A 17,605-nucleotide genomic window follows, 5' to 3' on the forward strand; every position below is an offset into this window, starting at 1 on the left:
AGAGTCGTATATCGTTCCCCCAGTCCCAACAGTCCCAAGTGTCACATTTACGGAGGCAGTGAAAGTGGTTGCAGCTCTGCACGATGCTCTGCTCGGACCTGACAAGTTTCCGGCGGTCAAGACCGACGTCGAAGCTCTGATCGACGCAGAAGTGTCGGACAAGAAGGGTGCCTCGGGCCTCGCCCTCAAGGGTGGGTACGCCGCAGTGAAGAAGGTCGGCCCCTCCGTCGTGCCCAGCGCGATCGAGAGCCTGCTGCCCGACTTCGTCGAGCGGCTCCAGCCGTTCTGGAACGAGTACGCCGGTGCCGGTTCGTTCGCCGACTTCCTCACCGCTCGCGGTGACGCGGTCGCCGACGCGCTGCTCGGAGTGACCGACGAGAAGATCGCCGGCTCGTCCAAGACCGCCGTGAAGAAGGTCTACGACTCGCTGCGTCCTTCGGCCAAGAAGCACGTCATCGAGGCTCTGCCCCGCCTGGGCGACCTCGTCCAGAAGCACGCGGGCTGACCGGCTCGCACTTTTTGCGGACGACCCGACGAACGTCGCGGTGACCACCGGCCCCGGCCGGTCGGCACCGCGACGTTCTGCTTTTCGGAGGAACCGTCAGTAGACGGGCTCGCCGTACTTCCAGTAACCCGTGAACGTCACGCGGGTCTTGTCCCAGTTCCGTTCACGCACGAGGTGCCGGCGCATCCCGGTGGCGAGATCGGATTCACCGGCCACGTACGCGTAGCCCGGTCGGGCGGGCAGAGTCGCCGCTCGCACGGCCTCGATGGCCGGCACTCCCGGTCGCACAGCGGCGTCGGCGCGGATCACGGGATGCACCCGCACGTTGGGGCCGGTCGCCAGTTGCTCGGCTGCGAGATCATCTGGATGCGGCACCTCCGCGAACACCTCCACCAACGCCTCCGGATCCCCCGACAGCACCGACTCGAGGATTCCCGCGACCGCGGGCAGCGCGCTTTCGTCGGCCACCAGCAACTGCCAGCGCGCACCAGGGTCGGGCACGTAGCGGATGCCTTCGTCGAGCACACCGACTTCCTCGCCCGGCGTGACGGTGTTCGCCCACGCCGACGCCGGTCCCAGATCTCCGTGTGAGGCGAAGTCGACGTCGATTTCCGCTGTGTCGCCGAACGATCCGGAACCGGCCGCGCGGAAGCGGCGAAACGTGTAGTTCCGCAGCACGGGCCGCTCGTCGTCGGGGATCACCTGGTACTCGGGCCACCAGCGGTCGTCCGTAGCCGAGGGCAGCGAGAAAGTTCGTCGGCCGGAAGTGGGAAAGAACATCCGGAACCACTGGTCGTACCCCATCGGGCTGATGGTCGACACCGCATCGCCACCGAGGGTGACCCGTACGAAGGTCGGACTGATCCGCGCGGTGGCCAGCACGCGGGCGCGCACGACCTCGCGCGTCGCGGGTTTGACGAGTTTCGTCACCCTGCGCGCTGCCTCGGTTCGTTCGGCCATGACCACCCTTCCGGTGCCGCCCATTACTGAGCCGACCCTAACCTCAGGGCGCGCGCGGTCGTGAAGGGAGGGTTCAGCTCGGGCGGTCGAGCAACCGCACCGGGGGAGTCAGTCCCCATTCCGTCCGGCCCAGCCTGCTCAGGGGTGCGAGGGCCGCGAAATCCGGAAGCCCGTCCTCGGCCAGCACCTCGCTGCGCACCGTCACCGCGACGACATCACCCATGACGACGAAGCTGTCGCCCACTTCGATCACCCGTCGCAACGTGCATTCGATCGACGCAGGAGAGTCTGCGACGCGCGGAGGACGCACGCGCTCGCTCGGCTCGGCCCGCAGCCCGACCTCGGCGAACTCGTCGATCTCGCGCGGAAAACTCGCCGAGGACGCGTTGACCTGGTCGATCAACGGAACCGTCGCGATGTTCACCACGAACTCCCCGCTCTCCTCGATGTTGCGGAGACTGTCCTTACGACCCACCGACGTGAACTGCACGACCGGCGGAGCGGTGCTCGCCACCGTGAAGAAGCTGTACGGCGCGACATTGGCGACCCCGTCCGCCGAGACGGTCGAGACCCACGCGATGGGACGCGGCACGATCGTGGCGGTGAGCAGCCGATAGAAGCGTCCGGGGCTCAGATCTGCGGGGTCGTAGACGGTGCGCATCTCCCCATTGTGGTGGTCATGGACCCCTGGATCGGCGCCGGTCCCGGAACGCGGCGCGCCACGGGGCGGAGCGCGGGGGAGAACCGGCGTCGCGCCGGGCCGCACTACCCTGGACGTCGTGAACCCGTCCACAACCCAGGCCACCGCAGTCGTCGACGAACTCGCCCGAGGCGGTGTCCGAGACGTCGTGCTGTGCCCGGGCTCGCGCAACGCGCCGCTCGCGTTCGCTCTGCAGGCGGCCGACGCTGCGGGCCGGATCCGGCTCCACATGCGGATCGACGAGCGGACGGCCGGGTTTCTCGCGATCGGCCTCGCGCTGTCGTCGAAGCAGCCCGTGCCCGTCGTCATGACCTCCGGGACCGCGGTGGCGAACCTCGCGCCCGCCGTCCTGGAAGCGAACTACGCGCGAGTGCCGCTGGTCGTTCTGAGTGCGAATCGTCCCTACGAACTGCTCGGGTCGGGTGCGAACCAGACGATCGAGCAGCTCGGGCTGTTCGGGACCCAGGTCCGCGCGACCATCAGCCTCGGACTGGCCGAGAGCGCCGACCAGAACAGTGCGTGGCGGTCCGCCGTCAGTCGCGTGCTCGCCGCCGCGCGCGGCACCCGCTCGGGGAACGCCGGTCCGGTGCACTTCGATATTCCGCTGCGCGAGCCGCTCGTGCCCGCGCCGGATCACAAAGGCTCCGCCCCGGAAGGGCGCCCCGACGGCAAGGCGTGGACCACCACCGCGCACGCGACCCTCGACGTTCCGGTCGAGATCGACCTCACTCCCGACACCGTCGTCGTCTCGGGCCACGGCTCGGCGCTCCGGCCGGAACTCGCGGGCCTGCCCACCGTCGCAGAACCGACCGCACCGCTGCACGGGATACCGCTGCACCCGATGGCGCTGCCGCACCTGAAGCCGCGGCAGGCGATCATCACCGGCCGTCCGACGCTGCACCGGCCGGTGTCGAACCTGCTGGCAGACCCGGCGGTCGCGGTCTACGCCCTCACCACCGGCCCGCGCTGGCCCGACGTGTCCGGCAACGTGCTCGCCACCGGCACCCGCGCGGAAATCTCCGGCGGTCCGGACGAGGCCTGGCTCGAGCGGTGCCGGCAACTGTCGGCGCACACGGACAAGGCGGTGCGCGCACAACTCGACGCGCATCCGAAGGCCACCGGCCTGCATGTCGCCGCAGTGGTCACCGACGCGATGAGAGACGGCGACCAGTTGCTGCTCGGCGCCTCCAACCCCGTCCGTGACGCTGCGCTGGTCAGCTATCCGAAGCCGAATGTGCGCGTCTTGTCCAACCGCGGAGTCGCGGGCATCGACGGGACGGTGTCGACCGCCGTCGGCGCTGCGCTCGCATACACGGACGGCCGCACGGTCGCTCTCCTCGGCGATCTCACCTTCCTGCACGACGCGGCGGGACTGCTCATCGGGCCGTCGGAGCCCCGGCCCCGCAATCTCACGATCGTCGTCGCGAACGACGACGGCGGCGGCATCTTCGAACTGCTCGAACAGGGAGACCCGCAATATGCGGGCGTGTTCGAACGCGTCTTCGGCACTCCCCACGGGATGGACCTCGGAGCGCTGTGCGGCGCCTACCGCGTCCCGCACCAGCGCGTGGACCTGGAGGGCCTGGCAACCGCCCTCGCCGACACCACCGCCCCGGCGGGCGGTATCCGGGTCGTCGAGGTCATCACCGACCGGGCGGGCCTGCGTGAACTGCATGCGGCGGTGCGGGCCCAGCTGTGACCGGAACCGAACGCGCGCGCCGCGCCGTCCTCACGGTCGCCATCGCGCTCTCCGCACTGGCGGTCGCCCTGTTCCTCGGGGCACTCCGCAACGACAGGACCATCGAGCAGGACATGGGTACCGCGACCGCCGAGGTCCTGTCCGCCGGCTCGCTCCGTTCCGCGGTCGCGTTCGTCACCCCCGACGGTGTGACGCACAATCCCGAACTCGGCGTGCTGTATCCCACGGGCCTGACGACGGGGCAGCGGATCGCCGTGCAGTACGCGCGCAGCGATCCGGATCTGGTCAGGGTCACCGGCCGCGACGCCCGGGTGGCACTGGTCCCCGCGGGCTCGGTGATCGTGGTCACGTGGGCGATCGCGGTCCCGGTTCTCGTATACCTGCGGCGGCGTGCCACCGACGCGACCGAACAACGCCAGGGAACCGGCGCGACGCCACGCGCGGTGTCCTGACGACGAGGTCTCCTCGATCGCCGACGGCTCGGGGCCGGGTAACGTTTCGACCGTGGCAAACACTCACGGATCGCGCGCGTCCCTCGACAAGGATCCGCGCGAGGTCGCGTCCATGTTCGACGGAGTCGCAGCGCGCTACGACCTCACCAACACCGTCCTGTCGTTCGGCCAGGACCGCGGATGGCGGCGTGCCACCCGGGCAGCGCTCGACCTGAAGCCCGGTGAGCGGGTGCTCGACCTCGCGGCCGGCACCGGAGTGTCGACCGTCGAACTCGGCCGCTCCGGAGCGTGGGTCGTGGCCACCGACTTCTCCACCGGCATGCTGGACGCCGGAGCCTTTCGTCAGGTACCGATGGTCGCGGGCGACGCGATGCATCTGCCGTTCGCCGACGACGTGTTCGACGCCGCGACCATCTCCTTCGGCCTGCGCAACGTCGCCGACCCCGACGCCGGCCTCCGTGAGATCGCGCGGGTCGTCAAGCCCGGCGGACGCCTGGTGGTGTGCGAGTTCTCCACCCCCGTCCGGGAACCGCTGCGCACGGTGTACATGGAATACCTGATGCGCGCCCTGCCGCGCGTCGCGCGTGCCGTGAGCAGCAACCCCGACGCCTACGTCTACCTCGCCGAGTCGATCAGGGAATGGCCCGCGCAGGAAGAACTCGCGGTGCGGATCGGGCAGGCCGGATGGCGCAACGTGAAGTGGCGGAACCTCACCGGAGGAATCGCGGCGCTGCACAGCGCGGTGCGCTAGCGAGCGGTGCGTCAGGCGAGCGGTTCGTCAGGCGAACAGGGGACGGCGGTCCCAGCGCATGGACATCCGCCCGCTCGTCCGCCACACCTTCGCCACCATGTCGGTGTCCTCCTCGGTCACCAGATTTCCCATCACGCGCACGGCGACGTTCATCATCGCGCGCGACCGCATCGCGACAGGCCCGGTCGTGGGCAGGAACTTCGGCACGGTGAGCAGACCGGCGAGCCGTCGCGCGGTCGAGAAGGCGGCGCCGTAGTGCTCGCGGAGCAACGCCGGCCACACAGTGGTCAGGTCGTCGCTGTCGAGGACCTCGGCGAGAAGGCGACCGCCCTCCAGTCCGTAGTCGATACCTTCACCGTTGAGAGGATTGACGCACGCGGCGGCGTCCCCGACGAGCGCCCAGTTGCCGCCCGCCACGCCCGACACGGCACCGCCCATCGGCAGCAGCGCCGACGCGACCCGCGTCACCTCGCCCAGTCCCCATTCGGCGCGGCGCTTGCCGGCGTAGAGGTCGATCAGCGGCCGCAGCGATCCCTGTGCGGGACGCGCGGCGGTGGCGAGCGTGCCCACACCGATGTTGACCTCGCCGGTCCCCAGCGGGAACACCCAGCCGTAGCCCGGTTGAAGGGCTCCCGCGTCGTCACGCAGTTCGAGGTGCGAGGTGATCCACGGATCGTCGCTGCGCGTCGACGTGGCATAAGCGCGGGCCGCGACGCCGTAGGCGGTGTCGCGGTGCCAGCGGCGCCCGAGCACCTTGCCGAGCGGCGAGCGCACCCCGTCGGCGACCACGAGTCGCCGGCACGACACCGTGCGCGGCCCGTCGTCGGTGCGGAAGATCACGGAAGTCACCCGGTCGGCGTCACGCTCGACATCGACGGCCTTGGCGCCTTCGACCATGTGGGCGCCGGAGTCGAGAGCCACCCGGCGGATCCGGTCGTCGAGTTCCGTACGCGGCACCGCGCTACCCATCGACGGGAAGGAGGATTCCGGCCACGGCAATTCGAATCGGCCGCCGAACCCCTCCAGGCGCAACCCACGGTTGACGGTGTGGGTCCGCAACCAGTCACCCAGGCCGAGCAGGTCCAGTTCCGCGACCGCGCGCGGGGTGAGCCCGTCGCCGCAGGTCTTGTCGCGAGGGAAGGTCGCGGAGTCGACCAACAGCACGTCGTGACCGGCACGGGCCGCCCACGCCGCAGCCGACGAACCGGCGGGCCCGGCACCGACGACGAGAACATCGGTAGTGTCGGGAACGCAGGACCGGGATTGCCGCGGCTCTCTCGCGGAGTTTTCGCTCGCCACATGTCCATCCTCTCAGGACCGACTTCGGCGCCTCGACGAGGTGGTGTGGTGGTGGAGCGGCTAGGTTCACTACCGTGAGGCCGAGGCGACAGAAGAGGATGGGTACGTCATCGTGAGCACTGAGGGGGCGGCTCGGACCGCCGGTCCGGCCGATGCGGTCTCGAACACAGTCGTTGCCGGTGTGGAACTGGGCGACCCGGATCTCGCGGCCAGCGTGCGCGACGGGCTCGCGAACGTCGAGGCGCTGCTCGTCGAGGAGTTGTCGGACGGCGAGGACTTCCTGACGGAGGCGGCGCTGCATCTCGCGAAGGCGGGTGGCAAGCGGTTCCGGCCCCTGTTCACGATCCTGACCGCGCAACTCGGCCCCAACCCCGCCGATCCGTCGGTCGTGACCGCGGCGACGGTGGTCGAACTCGTCCACCTCGCGACGCTGTACCACGACGACGTGATGGACGAGGCGACGATGCGACGCGGCGCACCGAGCGCGAACGTGCGCTGGAACAACAGCGTCGCGATCCTCGCCGGCGACTATCTCTTCGCCCATGCGTCCCGGCTGGTCTCCACACTCGGTCCGTCCGCGGTGCAGATCATCGCCGAGACGTTCGCCGAACTCGTGACCGGTCAGATGCGCGAGACCATCGGTGCGCGCGAGGAACAGGACCAGGTCGAGCACTATCTGCGGGTGGTGTGGGAGAAGACCGGGTCACTGATCGCGGCGAGCGGACGGTTCGGCGGCACCTTCTCCGGCGGCGACGAGGAGCATGTCGCGCGCCTCGAGCGACTCGGCGATGCCGTCGGCACCGCGTTCCAGATCGTCGACGACATCATCGACATCTCCTCGGCCACCTCGGAGTCGGGCAAGACCCCCGGTACCGATCTCCGGGAGGGCGTACACACCCTGCCGGTGCTCTATGCGCTGCGCGAGAGCGGGCCCGAGGCGGACCGGTTGCGCGAACTGCTCGTCGGGCCGATCGAGGACGAGGCGGACGTCGCCGAGGCGCTCGACCTTCTGGTGCGGTCGCCCGGCATGGACGCCGCCAAGCGGACGCTGGAGACCTACGCTCAGCGGGCGCACACCGAACTCGCGGCGCTGCCCCAGGGGCCCGCCAACGAGGCGCTGCGGCAGCTCGTCGACTTCACCATCGCCCGGGTGGGCTGACCCCGCCCTGCTCCGCTCCGGCCCGTCCGCTGGAACCGGGACGCCCCGCCGTTCGTTGACCTGACGAACAGACCACCGCCGTACGAACACGTCCGGCAACGGTGGGGGGAGGAGCGTCACGTGCACGGCTATGCGAACCGTCTCAAGACGGTGGGGTTGCTGGTGGGGATGTCGGCGCTGATCGTCTTCATCGGCGCGTTGTTCCAGAATTCGACGATCCTGTTGCTGTCGGTCGTGCTCGCCGTCGGTGTGAACGGGTACGCGTACTTCAACAGCGACAAGCTGGCGTTGCGTTCGATGCACGCGCAGCCCATCACCGAGGTGCAGGCACCGGTGATCTACCGGATCGTGCGCGAGTTGGCGACGGCCGCGCACCAGCCGATGCCGAGGTTGTACGTCAGTCCCACCAACGCGCCCAACGCGTTCGCCACCGGACGGAATCCGCGCAACGCCGCAGTGTGTTGCACCAGCGGGATTCTCGAGATCCTGAACGAGCGTGAATTGCGTGCCGTCCTCGGCCACGAGCTGTCGCACGTCTACAACCGGGACATCCTGATCTCGTCCGTTGCCGGCGCGATGGCCGCGGTCATCTCCGGTCTCGCCAACTTCGCGTTCTTCGCGGGTGCGTTCGGCAACCGGGAGGGCGGGGCGAATCCGATCGCGTTGCTGCTGGTCTCGTTGCTCGGGCCCATCGCCGCGTCCGTCGTGAAGCTCGCGGTGTCGCGGTCCCGGGAGTATCAGGCGGACCAGTCAGGCGCCGAACTGACGGGCGATCCGCTGGCCCTGGCGTCGGCGCTGCGCAAACTCGAGCGGGGCACGCAAGCCGCGCCGCTGCCGCCCGAGCCGCAACTCGCCGCTCAGTCGCACCTGATGATCGCCAACCCCTTCCGAGCCGGTGACAAGATGAGCAGGCTGTTCTCCACCCACCCGCCTATGGAGGAGCGCATCGCCCGGCTCGAGAAGATGGCGGGCCTGCGGTGATGCGCCGCAACCGATAAGCCACTCCGGATACGACACCGCCCGCGGCTGGACGCGCGGGCGGTGTCGGTGTCTTGCGGGACGCGGTTCAGCGGTAGTTGACGAACTGGAGTGCGACGTCGAGGTCGGCGTTCTTGAGCAGCGCGATGATCGCCTGCAGGTCGTCGCGCTTCTTGCTGCTCACGCGCAGTTCGTCGCCCTGGATCTGCGCCTTGACGCCCTTGGGTCCCTCGTCGCGGATCAGCTTGGTGATCTTCTTCGCATTCTCCTGGCTGATGCCCTGCACGAGTGTGCCGGTGAGCTTGTAGACCTTGCCCGACTGCATCGGTTCGCCGGTCTCGAACGACTTGAGCGACAGATCCCGCCGGATCAGCTTCTCCTTGAACACGTCGAGTGCCGCCTTCACGCGATCTTCGGTGTCGGCGGTGATCACGATGCTCTCGTCGCCGGACCATTCGATGCTTGCGCCCGTGTTGCGGAAGTCGAAGCGGGTCGCAATCTCCTTCGCGGTCTGGTTCAGGGCGTTGTCCACTTCCTGACGGTCGACCTTGCTCACCACATCGAACGACGAATCAGCCACGTCTGTCTCCACTTCGGATCGGTCTGTACGGGGGTTGTCATGCCGACGCTATCGGGTCGTTCGCGCCCGTAACCACCCGGTTTGCATTTCAGGGGGGTATGCGTTGTATTCTTCCAAGCGCATCAGGGACACGGTCCCGAAAGCACCCGGCAGGTTGCCCGAGCGGCCAATGGGAGCGGACTGTAAATCCGTCGGCTTACGCCTACGTAGGTTCGAATCCTACACCTGCCACCACACAGCCCCGGTTCTTCGGAACCGGGGCTGTCGTGTGTTCCGGGGACGTTTTCGGCGGTGCTCCGGTCGGCCTGCGCGACGGCCGGAAACGCACCGCCGGCCGAGGGAAAGCGAACGTGGAGGGCTGCGCGGAGTGCCGTGCAAGATCGTCCTTTTAGTGCCACTACCTGCTGATTTTGTGCTGAGGGCGAGTGTGTGTAATCTTTTGGAGGCCGCAGCGAGCAGAGATGCTTCACGTGGCCGCGCCCCCTTAGCTCAGTCGGCAGAGCGTTTCCATGGTAAGGAAAAGGTCGACGGTTCGATTCCGTCAGGGGGCTCGCTGGATTGTGTGCCTTTATTCCGTGCGGCACATGACACCGAGGCGGTGTAGCTCAGTTGGTAGAGCAAACGACTCATAATCGTTGTGTCGCCGGTTCAAGTCCGGCCATCGCTACCAAAGTTGAATGAACCACCTGATCGATCCTGATCAGATTTAACCGAAAGAAGGCATCCCGTGGCCTCCTCTACAGACGTCCGGCCGAAGATCACCTTGGCCTGCGAGGTGTGCAAGCACCGCAACTACATCACCAAGAAGAACCGTCGCAACGACCCCGATCGGCTCGAACTGAAGAAGTTCTGCCCGAACTGCGGTACGCATCAGTCGCACCGCGAGTCGAAGTAGCCTGATCCGATAGACGTCGACGCGTAAGGTCTCCGCAATACCGACCGCGCCTGTTGGCGTCCTGGGCGGAATTGCGGAGGTTTTTGCGTATGACGGACGCACTCGTATCCGATGACTCTGTGGACGTGACCGAACAGGCCGGGATCCAGTTCGATGTCGCCGCGCATGCGAAGTCCATGGTCGGACACCACTACCGTGTGGACGACTTCTACGAGGTCGGTCGCGAGAAGATTCGCGAGTACGCCCGCGCGGTGCTCGACGGACATCCTGCGCACTACGACGAACAGGCCGCGAAGGGCCTCGGCTACGACGGCTTGATCGCGCCGCTCACGTTCGTCTCGATCGTCGGCATGATCGCGCAGCGCAAGCTGTTCGAGGAAGTCGTCACGGGTTACGACCTCAGCCAGATCATGCAGACCGATCAGCGGCTCGTCTTCCACCGGCCCATCCAGGTGGGCGACCGCTTGTTCTGCGATGTGTACCTGGAGGACTTCCGCCAGGTGGCCGGCAGCGACATCATCACCACGAAGAACATCATCACCGATCAGTTCGACAATCTGGTGCTGACGTCGTGGACCACCCTGGTGGGTCGGACCGGTGGCGAGGTCGACGCCAATATTGCGCACGCGGTCAAGGATGTGATGATGCATGAGCCTTCGTAGTTTCGAAGACGTCGTGGTCGGGGACGAACTCCCCACCAAGGTCGTAACGCTCACGCGCGGAAATCTCGTCAACTATGCCGGTGTCTCGGGTGATCCGAACCCGATCCACTGGAGCGACAACGTCGCAGAACTTGCCGGCTTGCGCGGCGTCGTCGGTCACGGCATGCTCTCCATGGGCATCGGAGCCGGCTTCGTCACGGAGTGGCTGGGAGACCCCGGTGCGGTGAAGGAATACAACGTTCGCTTCACCAGTCCGGTATTTGTGGAGGCCGACACGGCCGCCGCGATCGAGTTCAACGGCAAGATCAAGTCGTTGGACCCGGAAAGCAAGACAGCAGTGGTCGCGATCGTGGCGAAGTCGGAAGGTCGTAAGATCTTCGGACGGGCTACGGCAACGGTTCGCCTGGCCTGACGGCCGGGCGGATTGGGTTTGTTCCGGGGCAATGCAGTACACTAAAGCTTCTGGGATCGTATAGCGCAGCGCGCTGCTCTTCGGTGCTCGTACAAGCCGATGGGGTGGCGCGCGTGTCATGTGATCGCAGATGGGTCGATCGACAAGGTTCTCGCACGAGACACCGAGGATCGACCAAAGGGGCGTAGCTCAATTGGCAGAGCAGCGGTCTCCAAAACCGCAGGTTGCAGGTTCAAGTCCTGTCGCCCCTGCCCCCGGACTGCCAGCGACCGAGAGGAACGATGTGAGCGAGGAGCGCGGTAAGCGCCTCAGCGACACCGGAGGGTTCACCTCCCGCGACGCTGGACCGGCAACCGGCGCAACCCCCGACGATTCCTCTGCGGTCGCGAGGCCGAGCGGCAAGCGTGTCGCTCGCGGCTCGTCCGATGGTGGACGGGTTTCCGTCGTCAAGGATTCCGATCAGGCCGGTTCGCGCCGTGCCAGGTCCGCCGTCGCGACCGGTGAACGCTCCGGGGACAAGCCCGAGAACTTCTTCAAGCGCCTGCGCCGCTACTTCCGTGAGGTGATCGCCGAACTCCGCAAGGTGATCTGGCCGAATCGCAAGCAGCTGACCACCTACACGATCGTCGTGGTGGTGTTCGTGGCTGTGATGACGGCGTTCATCTTCGGATTGGACCTGGCGTTCGTGCAGGGCGTCAGCTGGTTGTTCGGCTAGCGCACGCGCGCCTGCAAATTTGATCGACGAGAGGAAAGTGCCGGTGAGCACCCCCGAGAACGACTCCTACGAGGCTTCGGCCGACGAGCACGTTTCGGACGAGGTTTTCGTTGACGACGCGGCATCCGCCGAGGCCGTCGATGCCGACGCGACGCCCGAGAACGTCGACGACCTTGCCCCCGCGGCCGAGGATGCCGATGCACCCGCCGAAGGCGGCGAGCCCGAGGCAGAGGTCGATCCGGCCGTGGCTCTCGAGAAGCAGCTCCGCCTCGAGCCCGGCGATTGGTATGTGATCCACTCCTACGCCGGTTACGAGAACAAGGTGAAGGCCAACCTCGAGACCCGCGTGCAGAACCTGGACCTGGGCGAGTACATCTTCCAGGTCGAGGTGCCCACGGAAGAGGTCACCGAGATCAAGAACGGGCAGCGCAAGCTGGTCAACCGCAAGGTTCTGCCCGGATACATCCTGGTTCGCATGGAGCTCAACGACGAGTCGTGGGGCGCCGTGCGCAACACGCCCGGCGTGACGGGCTTCGTCGGTGCGACCTCCCGCCCGTCGCCGCTGACGATCAAGGAGGTTGTGAAATTCCTCCTCCCGCAGCAGGCGAAGAAGAAGCCGGCGGCCGGTACCGCCACCGCCGGCGAACAGTCGACTGCCGCGTCGTCGAAGCCCACCATCGAGGTGGACTTCGAGGTCGGTGAGTCCGTGACCGTCATGGACGGTCCGTTCGCTACGCTGCCCGCGTCCATCAGCGAAGTGAACGCCGAGCAGCAGAAGCTCAAGGTCCTGGTGTCGATCTTCGGTCGCGAGACCCCTGTGGAGTTGTCCTTCACGCAGGTTTCGAAGATCTGACGCACGAAAGCTTGCAGTAGCAATACGCAAGAACCACACCGAGCAAGAAACTAGGAACAGAGATGCCCCCCAAGAAGAAGAAGATCGCCGGGCTCATCAAGCTCCAGATCCAGGCCGGCGCGGCCAACCCGGCTCCGCCGGTCGGCCCCGCACTGGGTCAGCACGGCGTCAACATCATGGAGTTCTGCAAGGCGTACAACGCTGCGACCGAGTCGCAGCGCGGAAACGTCGTGCCGGTTGAGATCACGGTCTACGAAGACCGCTCGTTCGACTTCAAGCTGAAGACGCCTCCGGCCGCCAAGCTGCTGCTCAAGGCTGCAGGCGTGCAGAAGGGCTCCGGCGAGCCGCACAAGACCAAGGTCGCCACGGTCACCATGGATCAGGTGCGCGAGATCGCCAAGACCAAGCAGGAAGACCTGAACTCCAACGACGTCGAGGCCGCCGCGAAGATCATCGCCGGCACCGCGCGTTCGATGGGCATCACGGTCGAGGGCTGAGAAGCCCTCACCGGTCGGAAGGGACAGGCTCTCTTCCGGCTGCAGCACCACCACGTGGGAGGGCCGGCCAGGTCCGCAACCACTCCCGAACCATTCACCGCAGGGTGAGAAGTTAGGAAAGAACATGGCAAAGCGCAGCAAGGCATACCTCGCCGCCGCCGAGAAGATCGACTCGAACACTCTCTACAGCCCCCTCGCAGCTGCGAAGCTCGCGCAGGAGACGGCCTCGAAGAACAGCGACAGCACGGTCGAGGTCGCGATGCGTCTCGGCGTCGACCCCCGCAAGGCCGACCAGATGGTCCGCGGCACGGTCAACCTGCCGCACGGCACGGGTAAGACCGCTCGCGTCATCGTCTTCGCCGTCGGCGAGAAGGCTGCCGAGGCAGAGGCCGCAGGCGCCGATGTCGTCGGTGCCGAGGATCTGATCGAGCGGATCCAGGGCGGCTGGCTGGACTTCGACGCCGCGATCGCGACGCCGGACCAGATGGCCAAGGTCGGACGCATCGCGCGTGTCCTCGGCCCGCGTGGTCTCATGCCGAACCCGAAGACCGGCACGGTCACCCCCGATGTCGCGAAGGCTGTCACCGACATCAAGGGCGGCAAGATCAACTTCCGCGTCGACAAGAACGCCAACCTTCACTTCGTGATCGGCAAGGCATCTTTCGGCGACACGAAGCTGGTCGAGAACTACGCCGCTGCCCTCGACGAGGTGCTCCGTGCGAAGCCCTCCAGCGCGAAGGGCCGCTACATCAAGAAGGTCACGATCGCTACGACCACCGGACCGGGCATCCCGGTGGACCCGCAGCGCACGCGTAACCTCCTCGAGGTCGCCGAGTAGTCACTCGGTTCGCATGTAGGCAGTACTCGAAACGGCCGGCACAGGATCCCTGTGCCGGCCGTTTTGCATTCGGCCCTTGCGGTCGGCTACAGTAATCGGGTAGTTCGGCATTGTGCCGATCTCCACCCCGATCATGTTCTACCGAAGACCGTTGGTCACCGAAGTTGTTCGCAGCATCGGTTGAAGGTCCGGATTCATCCGGCGGCCCACGCAGGAGGACGAGGTTAGGGGAGATGCGAAACATGATCGCCTCCGCGTGATTCTGATCCTTCTCTCAACGCCCCGTGTGCCCTGCGCCGGGGCGTTTGTCGTTCCCGGCCCGACGGTTCCCAGTGGGACGTCCCAATCGGGACACCGGGAAAACGACTGTTACTGAGAGGAGGCGAAGTATGGCAAAGCCCGAGAAGGTTTCCGCGGTTGCGGAGATCACCGAGCAGTTCAAGAGCTCGACGGCCGCCGTGATCACGGAATACCGTGGTCTGTCGGTGGGAAGTCTGACTGAGCTGCGTCGCGCTCTCGGAGAGGGTGCTACCTACTCCGTCGCCAAGAACACCCTGGTCAAGCGCGCCGCCGCAGAGGCGGGCGTCGAGGGTCTCGACGACCTGTTCGTCGGTCCGACCGCCATCGCGTTCGTCAAGGGCGAGCCGGTGGACGCAGCGAAGGCCATCAAGGCTTTCGCGAAGGACAACAAGGCACTCGTCATCAAGGGCGGGTACATGGACGGCAATCTGCTGTCCGTGGATCAGGTCAACCAGATCGCGGACCTCGAGTCCCGCGAGGTGCTGTTGGCCAAGCTCGCCGGCGCGATGAAGGGCAACTTGGCAAAGGCTGCAAGCCTGTTCAACGCTCCCGCTTCGCAGGTGGCTCGTCTTGCTGCCGCTCTGCAGGAGAAGAAGGAAGCCGAAGAGGCCGCCGCCTGACGCTGATCCGCATAACCGCGTATCGCTGAAGAAATCCACGCACGCTCCGGCGTGCACCATCCCATCCGGTCGCGGATCAGCGACATGGGACTTACAGGAAGGACCGCCATCATGGCGAAGCTCACCACCGAAGAGCTGCTCGACGCGTTCAAGGAACTGACCCTGCTCGAGCTCTCGGAGTTCGTGAAGGCATTCGAGGAGACCTTCGAGGTCACCGCTGCTGCTCCGGTCGCCGTTGCTGCTGCCGGCGCTCCGGCCGCTGCTGCCGACGCTGCCGAAGAGCAGGACGAGTTCGACGTCATCCTCGAAGGTGCCGGCGAGAAGAAGATCCAGGTCATCAAGGTCGTTCGCGAGATCGTCTCCGGCCTGGGCCTGAAGGAAGCCAAGGACCTCGTCGAGGGTGCTCCGAAGCCGATCCTCGAGAAGGTCGCCAAGGACGCTGCCGAAGCTGCCAAGGCCAAGCTCGAGGAAGCCGGCGCCAAGGTTTCCGTCAAGTAAGACGGTTCACCTCGCACGGGCGGGACGGATTCGTCTCTCCCACGCGGCGTAGCTCCGAAGACCGCCCCTACGGATTCGTTCCGTGGGGGCGGTCTTCTGCGTTTCCGGCCGCGTTCCGGAATGCCCCGACGCCCTTCCCCAATCCGAGCCCGGAGGGTGCGCCCGCCTCGTTCCCGCAGGTCAACCCATAAGTCGACCTATGTTGTTCTTGGGACACTCTTTACTTACTTTGGAGTAGGGTCACTTGTCACAGGTGACACGTCGATGCGATAGAGTGGCGCAACCCACATGGGGACACGGGATCGAACAGCGCGGAGGTAATCGTGGGCGTCGAGGTTTCCGTCGAGGGGCTTACCAAGTCCTTCGGCTCGCAGCGCATTTGGCAAGACGTGACTCTGACCCTCCCTCCCGGCGAGGTGAGCGTGCTGCTCGGGCCTTCCGGTACGGGTAAATCCGTGTTCCTGAAGTCCCTGATCGGCCTGCTCCGGCCGGAGCAGGGCTCGATCATCATCGACGGCACCGACATCCTTCAGTGCTCGAGCCGCGAACTGTACGAGATCCGCAAGCTGTTCGGGGTGCTTTTCCAGGACGGCGCACTGTTCGGTTCGATGAACCTCTACGACAACGTCGCCTTCCCGTTGCGCGAGCACACCAAGAAGTCCGAGTCCGAAGTTCGGCAGATCGTGATGAGCAAGCTCGAACTCGTCGGTCTGCTCGGCGCCGAGGACAAACTGCCCGGTGAGATCTCCGGCGGTATGCGTAAGCGCGCCGGACTGGCCCGCGCGCTGGTGCTCGATCCCGAGATCATCCTGGTCGACGAGCCGGACTCGGGCCTCGATCCGGTGCGCACCACCTACATTTCCCAGACGCTGATCGACATCAATGCAGAGATCGACGCGACTATCCTCATCGTGTCGCACAACATCAATCTCGCGCGCACGGTGCCCGACAACATCGGCATGCTCTTCCGTCGTCAGCTGGTGATGTTCGGTCCACGTGAGGTGCTCCTGACGTCGGACGAGCCGGTCGTCAAGCAGTTCCTCAACGGCACCATGATCGGCCCGATCGGCATGTCGGAGGAGAAGGACGAAGCGCAGATGGCTCACGAGCAGGCACTCGTCGACGCCGGCCACCACGCCGGTGGCGTCGAGGATGTCGAGGGCATCGTGCCGCAGATGAAGGCCACTCCCGGTATGCCTTTCCGCCAGGCGGTCACGCGCCGTAAGGACCGTGTGCGGCAGATCCTGCACACGCTTCCGGCCGCCGCCCAGAGCGCAATCCTCGAATCGCTCGACGAAGACGACACACCCACGCCCGCACCGGGACAGCAGGGGAATTCGTCCGATTCCCACCATGATTTCGACGCCGATACGCAGGTGATTCCCGTGTACTCCCCCGAGCAGCACGGCCAGCCGCAGGGCCAGAAGTAGGAGATTAGATGGGGGCTGGTAGCTCGCTGTTGCGTCCCGCGCACGGCGCACTCACCCAAGCCGGGAATATCGTCGAGCTCTTCGTCGACGTCGTGCGGAACACTTTCCGCCGACCGTTCCAGTTTCGCGAGTTCATCGAGCAGGCGTGGTTCATCGCCAGCGTGACGATCCTGCCGACGGCGCTCGTCGCGATCCCGTTCGGCGCGGTGGTTTCGCTCCAGACCGGTTCGTTGATCAAGCAGCTCGGCGCCGAATCGTTCACCGGAGCGGCCAGTGTGCTTGCGGTGATTCAGCAGGGAAGTCCGATCGTGACGGCGCTGCTGATCGCAGGAGCGGCAGGCTCTGCCGTCACGGCCGACCTCGGGTCGCGGACGATCCGTGAGGAGATCGACGCGATGGAGGTGCTGGGGATCAACCCGGTGCAGCGTCTCGTCGTACCCCGGGTACTGGCCATGGTGCTCGTCGCGCTGTTGCTCAACGGGCTCGTCTCCGTCGTCGGTATCGCCGGCGGGTACTTTTTCAATGTCGTTCTGCAGGGTGGTACGCCGGGGGCCTATCTCGCGTCCTTCTCGGCGCTGGCCCAGCTGCCGGATCTGTATGTCGCCGAACTCAAGGCTGCGGTCTTCGGCCTCATCGCCGGGGTGGTCGCGTGTTACAAGGGTCTGCACCCCGGGCCGGGGCCGAAGGGTGTGGGGGAGGCCGTGAACCAGACGGTTGTCATCACGTTCCTGCTGCTCTTCTTCGCGAACCTGATCTTGACGATGGTGTATCTGCAGATCGTTCCTGCGAAGGGATCTTGACG

The 17,605-nt window shown here is 66.2% G+C and carries 21 protein-coding genes and 4 tRNA genes; 21 read left to right on the top strand and 4 right to left on the bottom strand.

Annotated features, from left to right (window positions below; all coding sequences use genetic code 11):
• The first annotated feature begins 64 nt into the window (after positions 1–64).
• On the top strand, positions 65–505 hold the full coding sequence (locus RDCOP1_RS19485; protein WP_072704702.1) for a DUF6918 family protein: 441 nt from the start codon (positions 65–67) through the stop codon (positions 503–505).
• 96 nt (positions 506–601) lie between these two features.
• On the opposite strand, the gene RDCOP1_RS19490 is transcribed toward RDCOP1_RS19485, so the two are convergent.
• The gene (locus RDCOP1_RS19490; protein ID WP_072704705.1) at positions 602–1,465 is read right to left on the bottom strand and encodes a siderophore-interacting protein; all 864 of its coding nucleotides are present in this window, start codon (positions 1,463–1,465) and stop codon (positions 602–604) included.
• A gap of 73 nt (positions 1,466–1,538) precedes the next feature.
• Positions 1,539–2,126, bottom strand: coding sequence for a flavin reductase family protein (locus RDCOP1_RS19495; protein ID WP_072704381.1), 588 nt, complete (start codon positions 2,124–2,126; stop codon positions 1,539–1,541).
• A gap of 118 nt (positions 2,127–2,244) precedes the next feature.
• Between RDCOP1_RS19495 and menD the strand changes: the two genes are divergently transcribed.
• Genes menD through RDCOP1_RS19510 form a run of 3 tightly spaced genes read left to right on the top strand, consistent with a single transcriptional unit; the run spans position 2,245 to position 5,067 of the window.
• Positions 2,245–3,864 carry a 2-succinyl-5-enolpyruvyl-6-hydroxy-3-cyclohexene-1-carboxylic-acid synthase gene (gene menD / locus RDCOP1_RS19500; RefSeq protein WP_072704384.1) on the top strand — a complete coding sequence of 540 codons (1,620 nt, stop codon included), beginning with the start codon at positions 2,245–2,247 and terminating at the stop codon, positions 3,862–3,864.
• Entirely contained in the window at positions 3,861–4,316 is a 456-nt protein-coding gene (locus RDCOP1_RS19505) for a DUF3592 domain-containing protein (RefSeq protein WP_072704387.1), read from the top strand. The genes menD and RDCOP1_RS19505 overlap by 4 nt, the downstream gene beginning before the upstream one ends.
• A 52-nt stretch (positions 4,317–4,368) precedes the next feature.
• A complete protein-coding gene (locus RDCOP1_RS19510; RefSeq protein WP_072704389.1) occupies positions 4,369–5,067 on the top strand; it encodes a demethylmenaquinone methyltransferase in 699 nt (232 codons plus the stop codon).
• Between the two features lie 27 nt (positions 5,068–5,094).
• Here RDCOP1_RS19510 and RDCOP1_RS19515 read toward each other — a convergent pair whose 3' ends face one another.
• A complete protein-coding gene (locus RDCOP1_RS19515; RefSeq protein ID WP_072704392.1) occupies positions 5,095–6,366 on the bottom strand; it encodes a geranylgeranyl reductase family protein in 1,272 nt (423 codons plus the stop codon).
• Between the two features lie 112 nt (positions 6,367–6,478).
• Here RDCOP1_RS19515 and RDCOP1_RS19520 point away from each other — a divergent pair, with 112 nt between their 5' ends.
• Positions 6,479–7,525: a polyprenyl synthetase family protein gene (locus RDCOP1_RS19520; protein WP_072704396.1), complete on the top strand. Its 1,047-nt coding sequence runs from the start codon at positions 6,479–6,481 to the stop codon at positions 7,523–7,525.
• Positions 7,526–7,645: 120 nt separating this feature from the next.
• Positions 7,646–8,506: a zinc metalloprotease HtpX gene (gene htpX / locus RDCOP1_RS19525; protein ID WP_072704399.1), complete on the top strand. Its 861-nt coding sequence runs from the start codon at positions 7,646–7,648 to the stop codon at positions 8,504–8,506.
• Positions 8,507–8,591: 85 nt separating this feature from the next.
• On the opposite strand, the gene RDCOP1_RS19530 is transcribed toward htpX, so the two are convergent.
• The gene (locus tag RDCOP1_RS19530) at positions 8,592–9,083 is read right to left on the bottom strand and encodes a YajQ family cyclic di-GMP-binding protein (protein ID WP_072704708.1); all 492 of its coding nucleotides are present in this window, start codon (positions 9,081–9,083) and stop codon (positions 8,592–8,594) included.
• A gap of 148 nt (positions 9,084–9,231) precedes the next feature.
• On the opposite strand from RDCOP1_RS19530, the gene RDCOP1_RS19535 reads away from it, so the two are divergent.
• From RDCOP1_RS19535 to RDCOP1_RS19605, 15 genes are all read left to right on the top strand, one after another.
• A tRNA-Tyr gene (locus tag RDCOP1_RS19535) sits at positions 9,232–9,317 on the top strand.
• A gap of 244 nt (positions 9,318–9,561) precedes the next feature.
• Positions 9,562–9,634: transfer RNA gene (locus RDCOP1_RS19540), tRNA-Thr, on the top strand.
• Between the two features lie 43 nt (positions 9,635–9,677).
• Positions 9,678–9,753: transfer RNA gene (locus tag RDCOP1_RS19545), tRNA-Met, on the top strand.
• Positions 9,754–9,810: 57 nt separating this feature from the next.
• The gene (gene rpmG / locus RDCOP1_RS19550) at positions 9,811–9,978 is read left to right on the top strand and encodes a 50S ribosomal protein L33 (RefSeq protein WP_003941903.1); all 168 of its coding nucleotides are present in this window, start codon (positions 9,811–9,813) and stop codon (positions 9,976–9,978) included.
• A gap of 89 nt (positions 9,979–10,067) precedes the next feature.
• Positions 10,068–10,640 carry a (3R)-hydroxyacyl-ACP dehydratase subunit HadA gene (hadA, locus tag RDCOP1_RS19555; RefSeq protein ID WP_072704402.1) on the top strand — a complete coding sequence of 191 codons (573 nt, stop codon included), beginning with the start codon at positions 10,068–10,070 and terminating at the stop codon, positions 10,638–10,640.
• Positions 10,627–11,052 (top strand): (3R)-hydroxyacyl-ACP dehydratase subunit HadB, encoded by a 426-nt coding sequence (gene hadB / locus RDCOP1_RS19560; protein WP_072704405.1) that lies wholly within the window; start codon positions 10,627–10,629, stop codon positions 11,050–11,052. The genes hadA and hadB overlap by 14 nt, the downstream gene beginning before the upstream one ends.
• A gap of 178 nt (positions 11,053–11,230) precedes the next feature.
• A tRNA-Trp gene (locus tag RDCOP1_RS19565) sits at positions 11,231–11,303 on the top strand.
• Positions 11,304–11,335: 32 nt separating this feature from the next.
• Positions 11,336–11,767: a preprotein translocase subunit SecE gene (gene secE, locus RDCOP1_RS19570; protein WP_072704407.1), complete on the top strand. Its 432-nt coding sequence runs from the start codon at positions 11,336–11,338 to the stop codon at positions 11,765–11,767.
• 43 nt (positions 11,768–11,810) lie between these two features.
• Positions 11,811–12,620 (top strand): transcription termination/antitermination protein NusG, encoded by an 810-nt coding sequence (nusG, locus tag RDCOP1_RS19575; RefSeq protein ID WP_072704410.1) that lies wholly within the window; start codon positions 11,811–11,813, stop codon positions 12,618–12,620.
• Positions 12,621–12,682: 62 nt separating this feature from the next.
• Positions 12,683–13,117, top strand: a complete 435-nt coding sequence (gene rplK / locus RDCOP1_RS19580; protein WP_072704413.1) for a 50S ribosomal protein L11 — start codon at positions 12,683–12,685, stop codon at positions 13,115–13,117.
• A gap of 124 nt (positions 13,118–13,241) precedes the next feature.
• Positions 13,242–13,955, top strand: coding sequence for a 50S ribosomal protein L1 (gene rplA, locus RDCOP1_RS19585; protein WP_072704416.1), 714 nt, complete (start codon positions 13,242–13,244; stop codon positions 13,953–13,955).
• A 389-nt stretch (positions 13,956–14,344) separates the two neighbouring features.
• Positions 14,345–14,875, top strand: a complete 531-nt coding sequence (rplJ, locus tag RDCOP1_RS19590) for a 50S ribosomal protein L10 (protein WP_072704419.1) — start codon at positions 14,345–14,347, stop codon at positions 14,873–14,875.
• Positions 14,876–14,986: 111 nt separating this feature from the next.
• Positions 14,987–15,373, top strand: a complete 387-nt coding sequence (rplL, locus tag RDCOP1_RS19595; protein ID WP_072704422.1) for a 50S ribosomal protein L7/L12 — start codon at positions 14,987–14,989, stop codon at positions 15,371–15,373.
• A 320-nt stretch (positions 15,374–15,693) separates the two neighbouring features.
• Positions 15,694–16,803 (top strand): ABC transporter ATP-binding protein, encoded by a 1,110-nt coding sequence (locus RDCOP1_RS19600; RefSeq protein ID WP_072704425.1) that lies wholly within the window; start codon positions 15,694–15,696, stop codon positions 16,801–16,803.
• An 8-nt stretch (positions 16,804–16,811) separates the two neighbouring features.
• Complete coding sequence (locus tag RDCOP1_RS19605; protein WP_072704435.1) at positions 16,812–17,603, top strand: MlaE family ABC transporter permease; 792 nt, start codon at positions 16,812–16,814, stop codon at positions 17,601–17,603.
• Positions 17,604–17,605 lie beyond the last annotated feature (2 nt).

This window comes from Rhodococcus coprophilus NBRC 100603 (assembly GCF_001895045.1).
Classification (GTDB): domain Bacteria; phylum Actinomycetota; class Actinomycetes; order Mycobacteriales; family Mycobacteriaceae; genus Rhodococcus; species Rhodococcus coprophilus.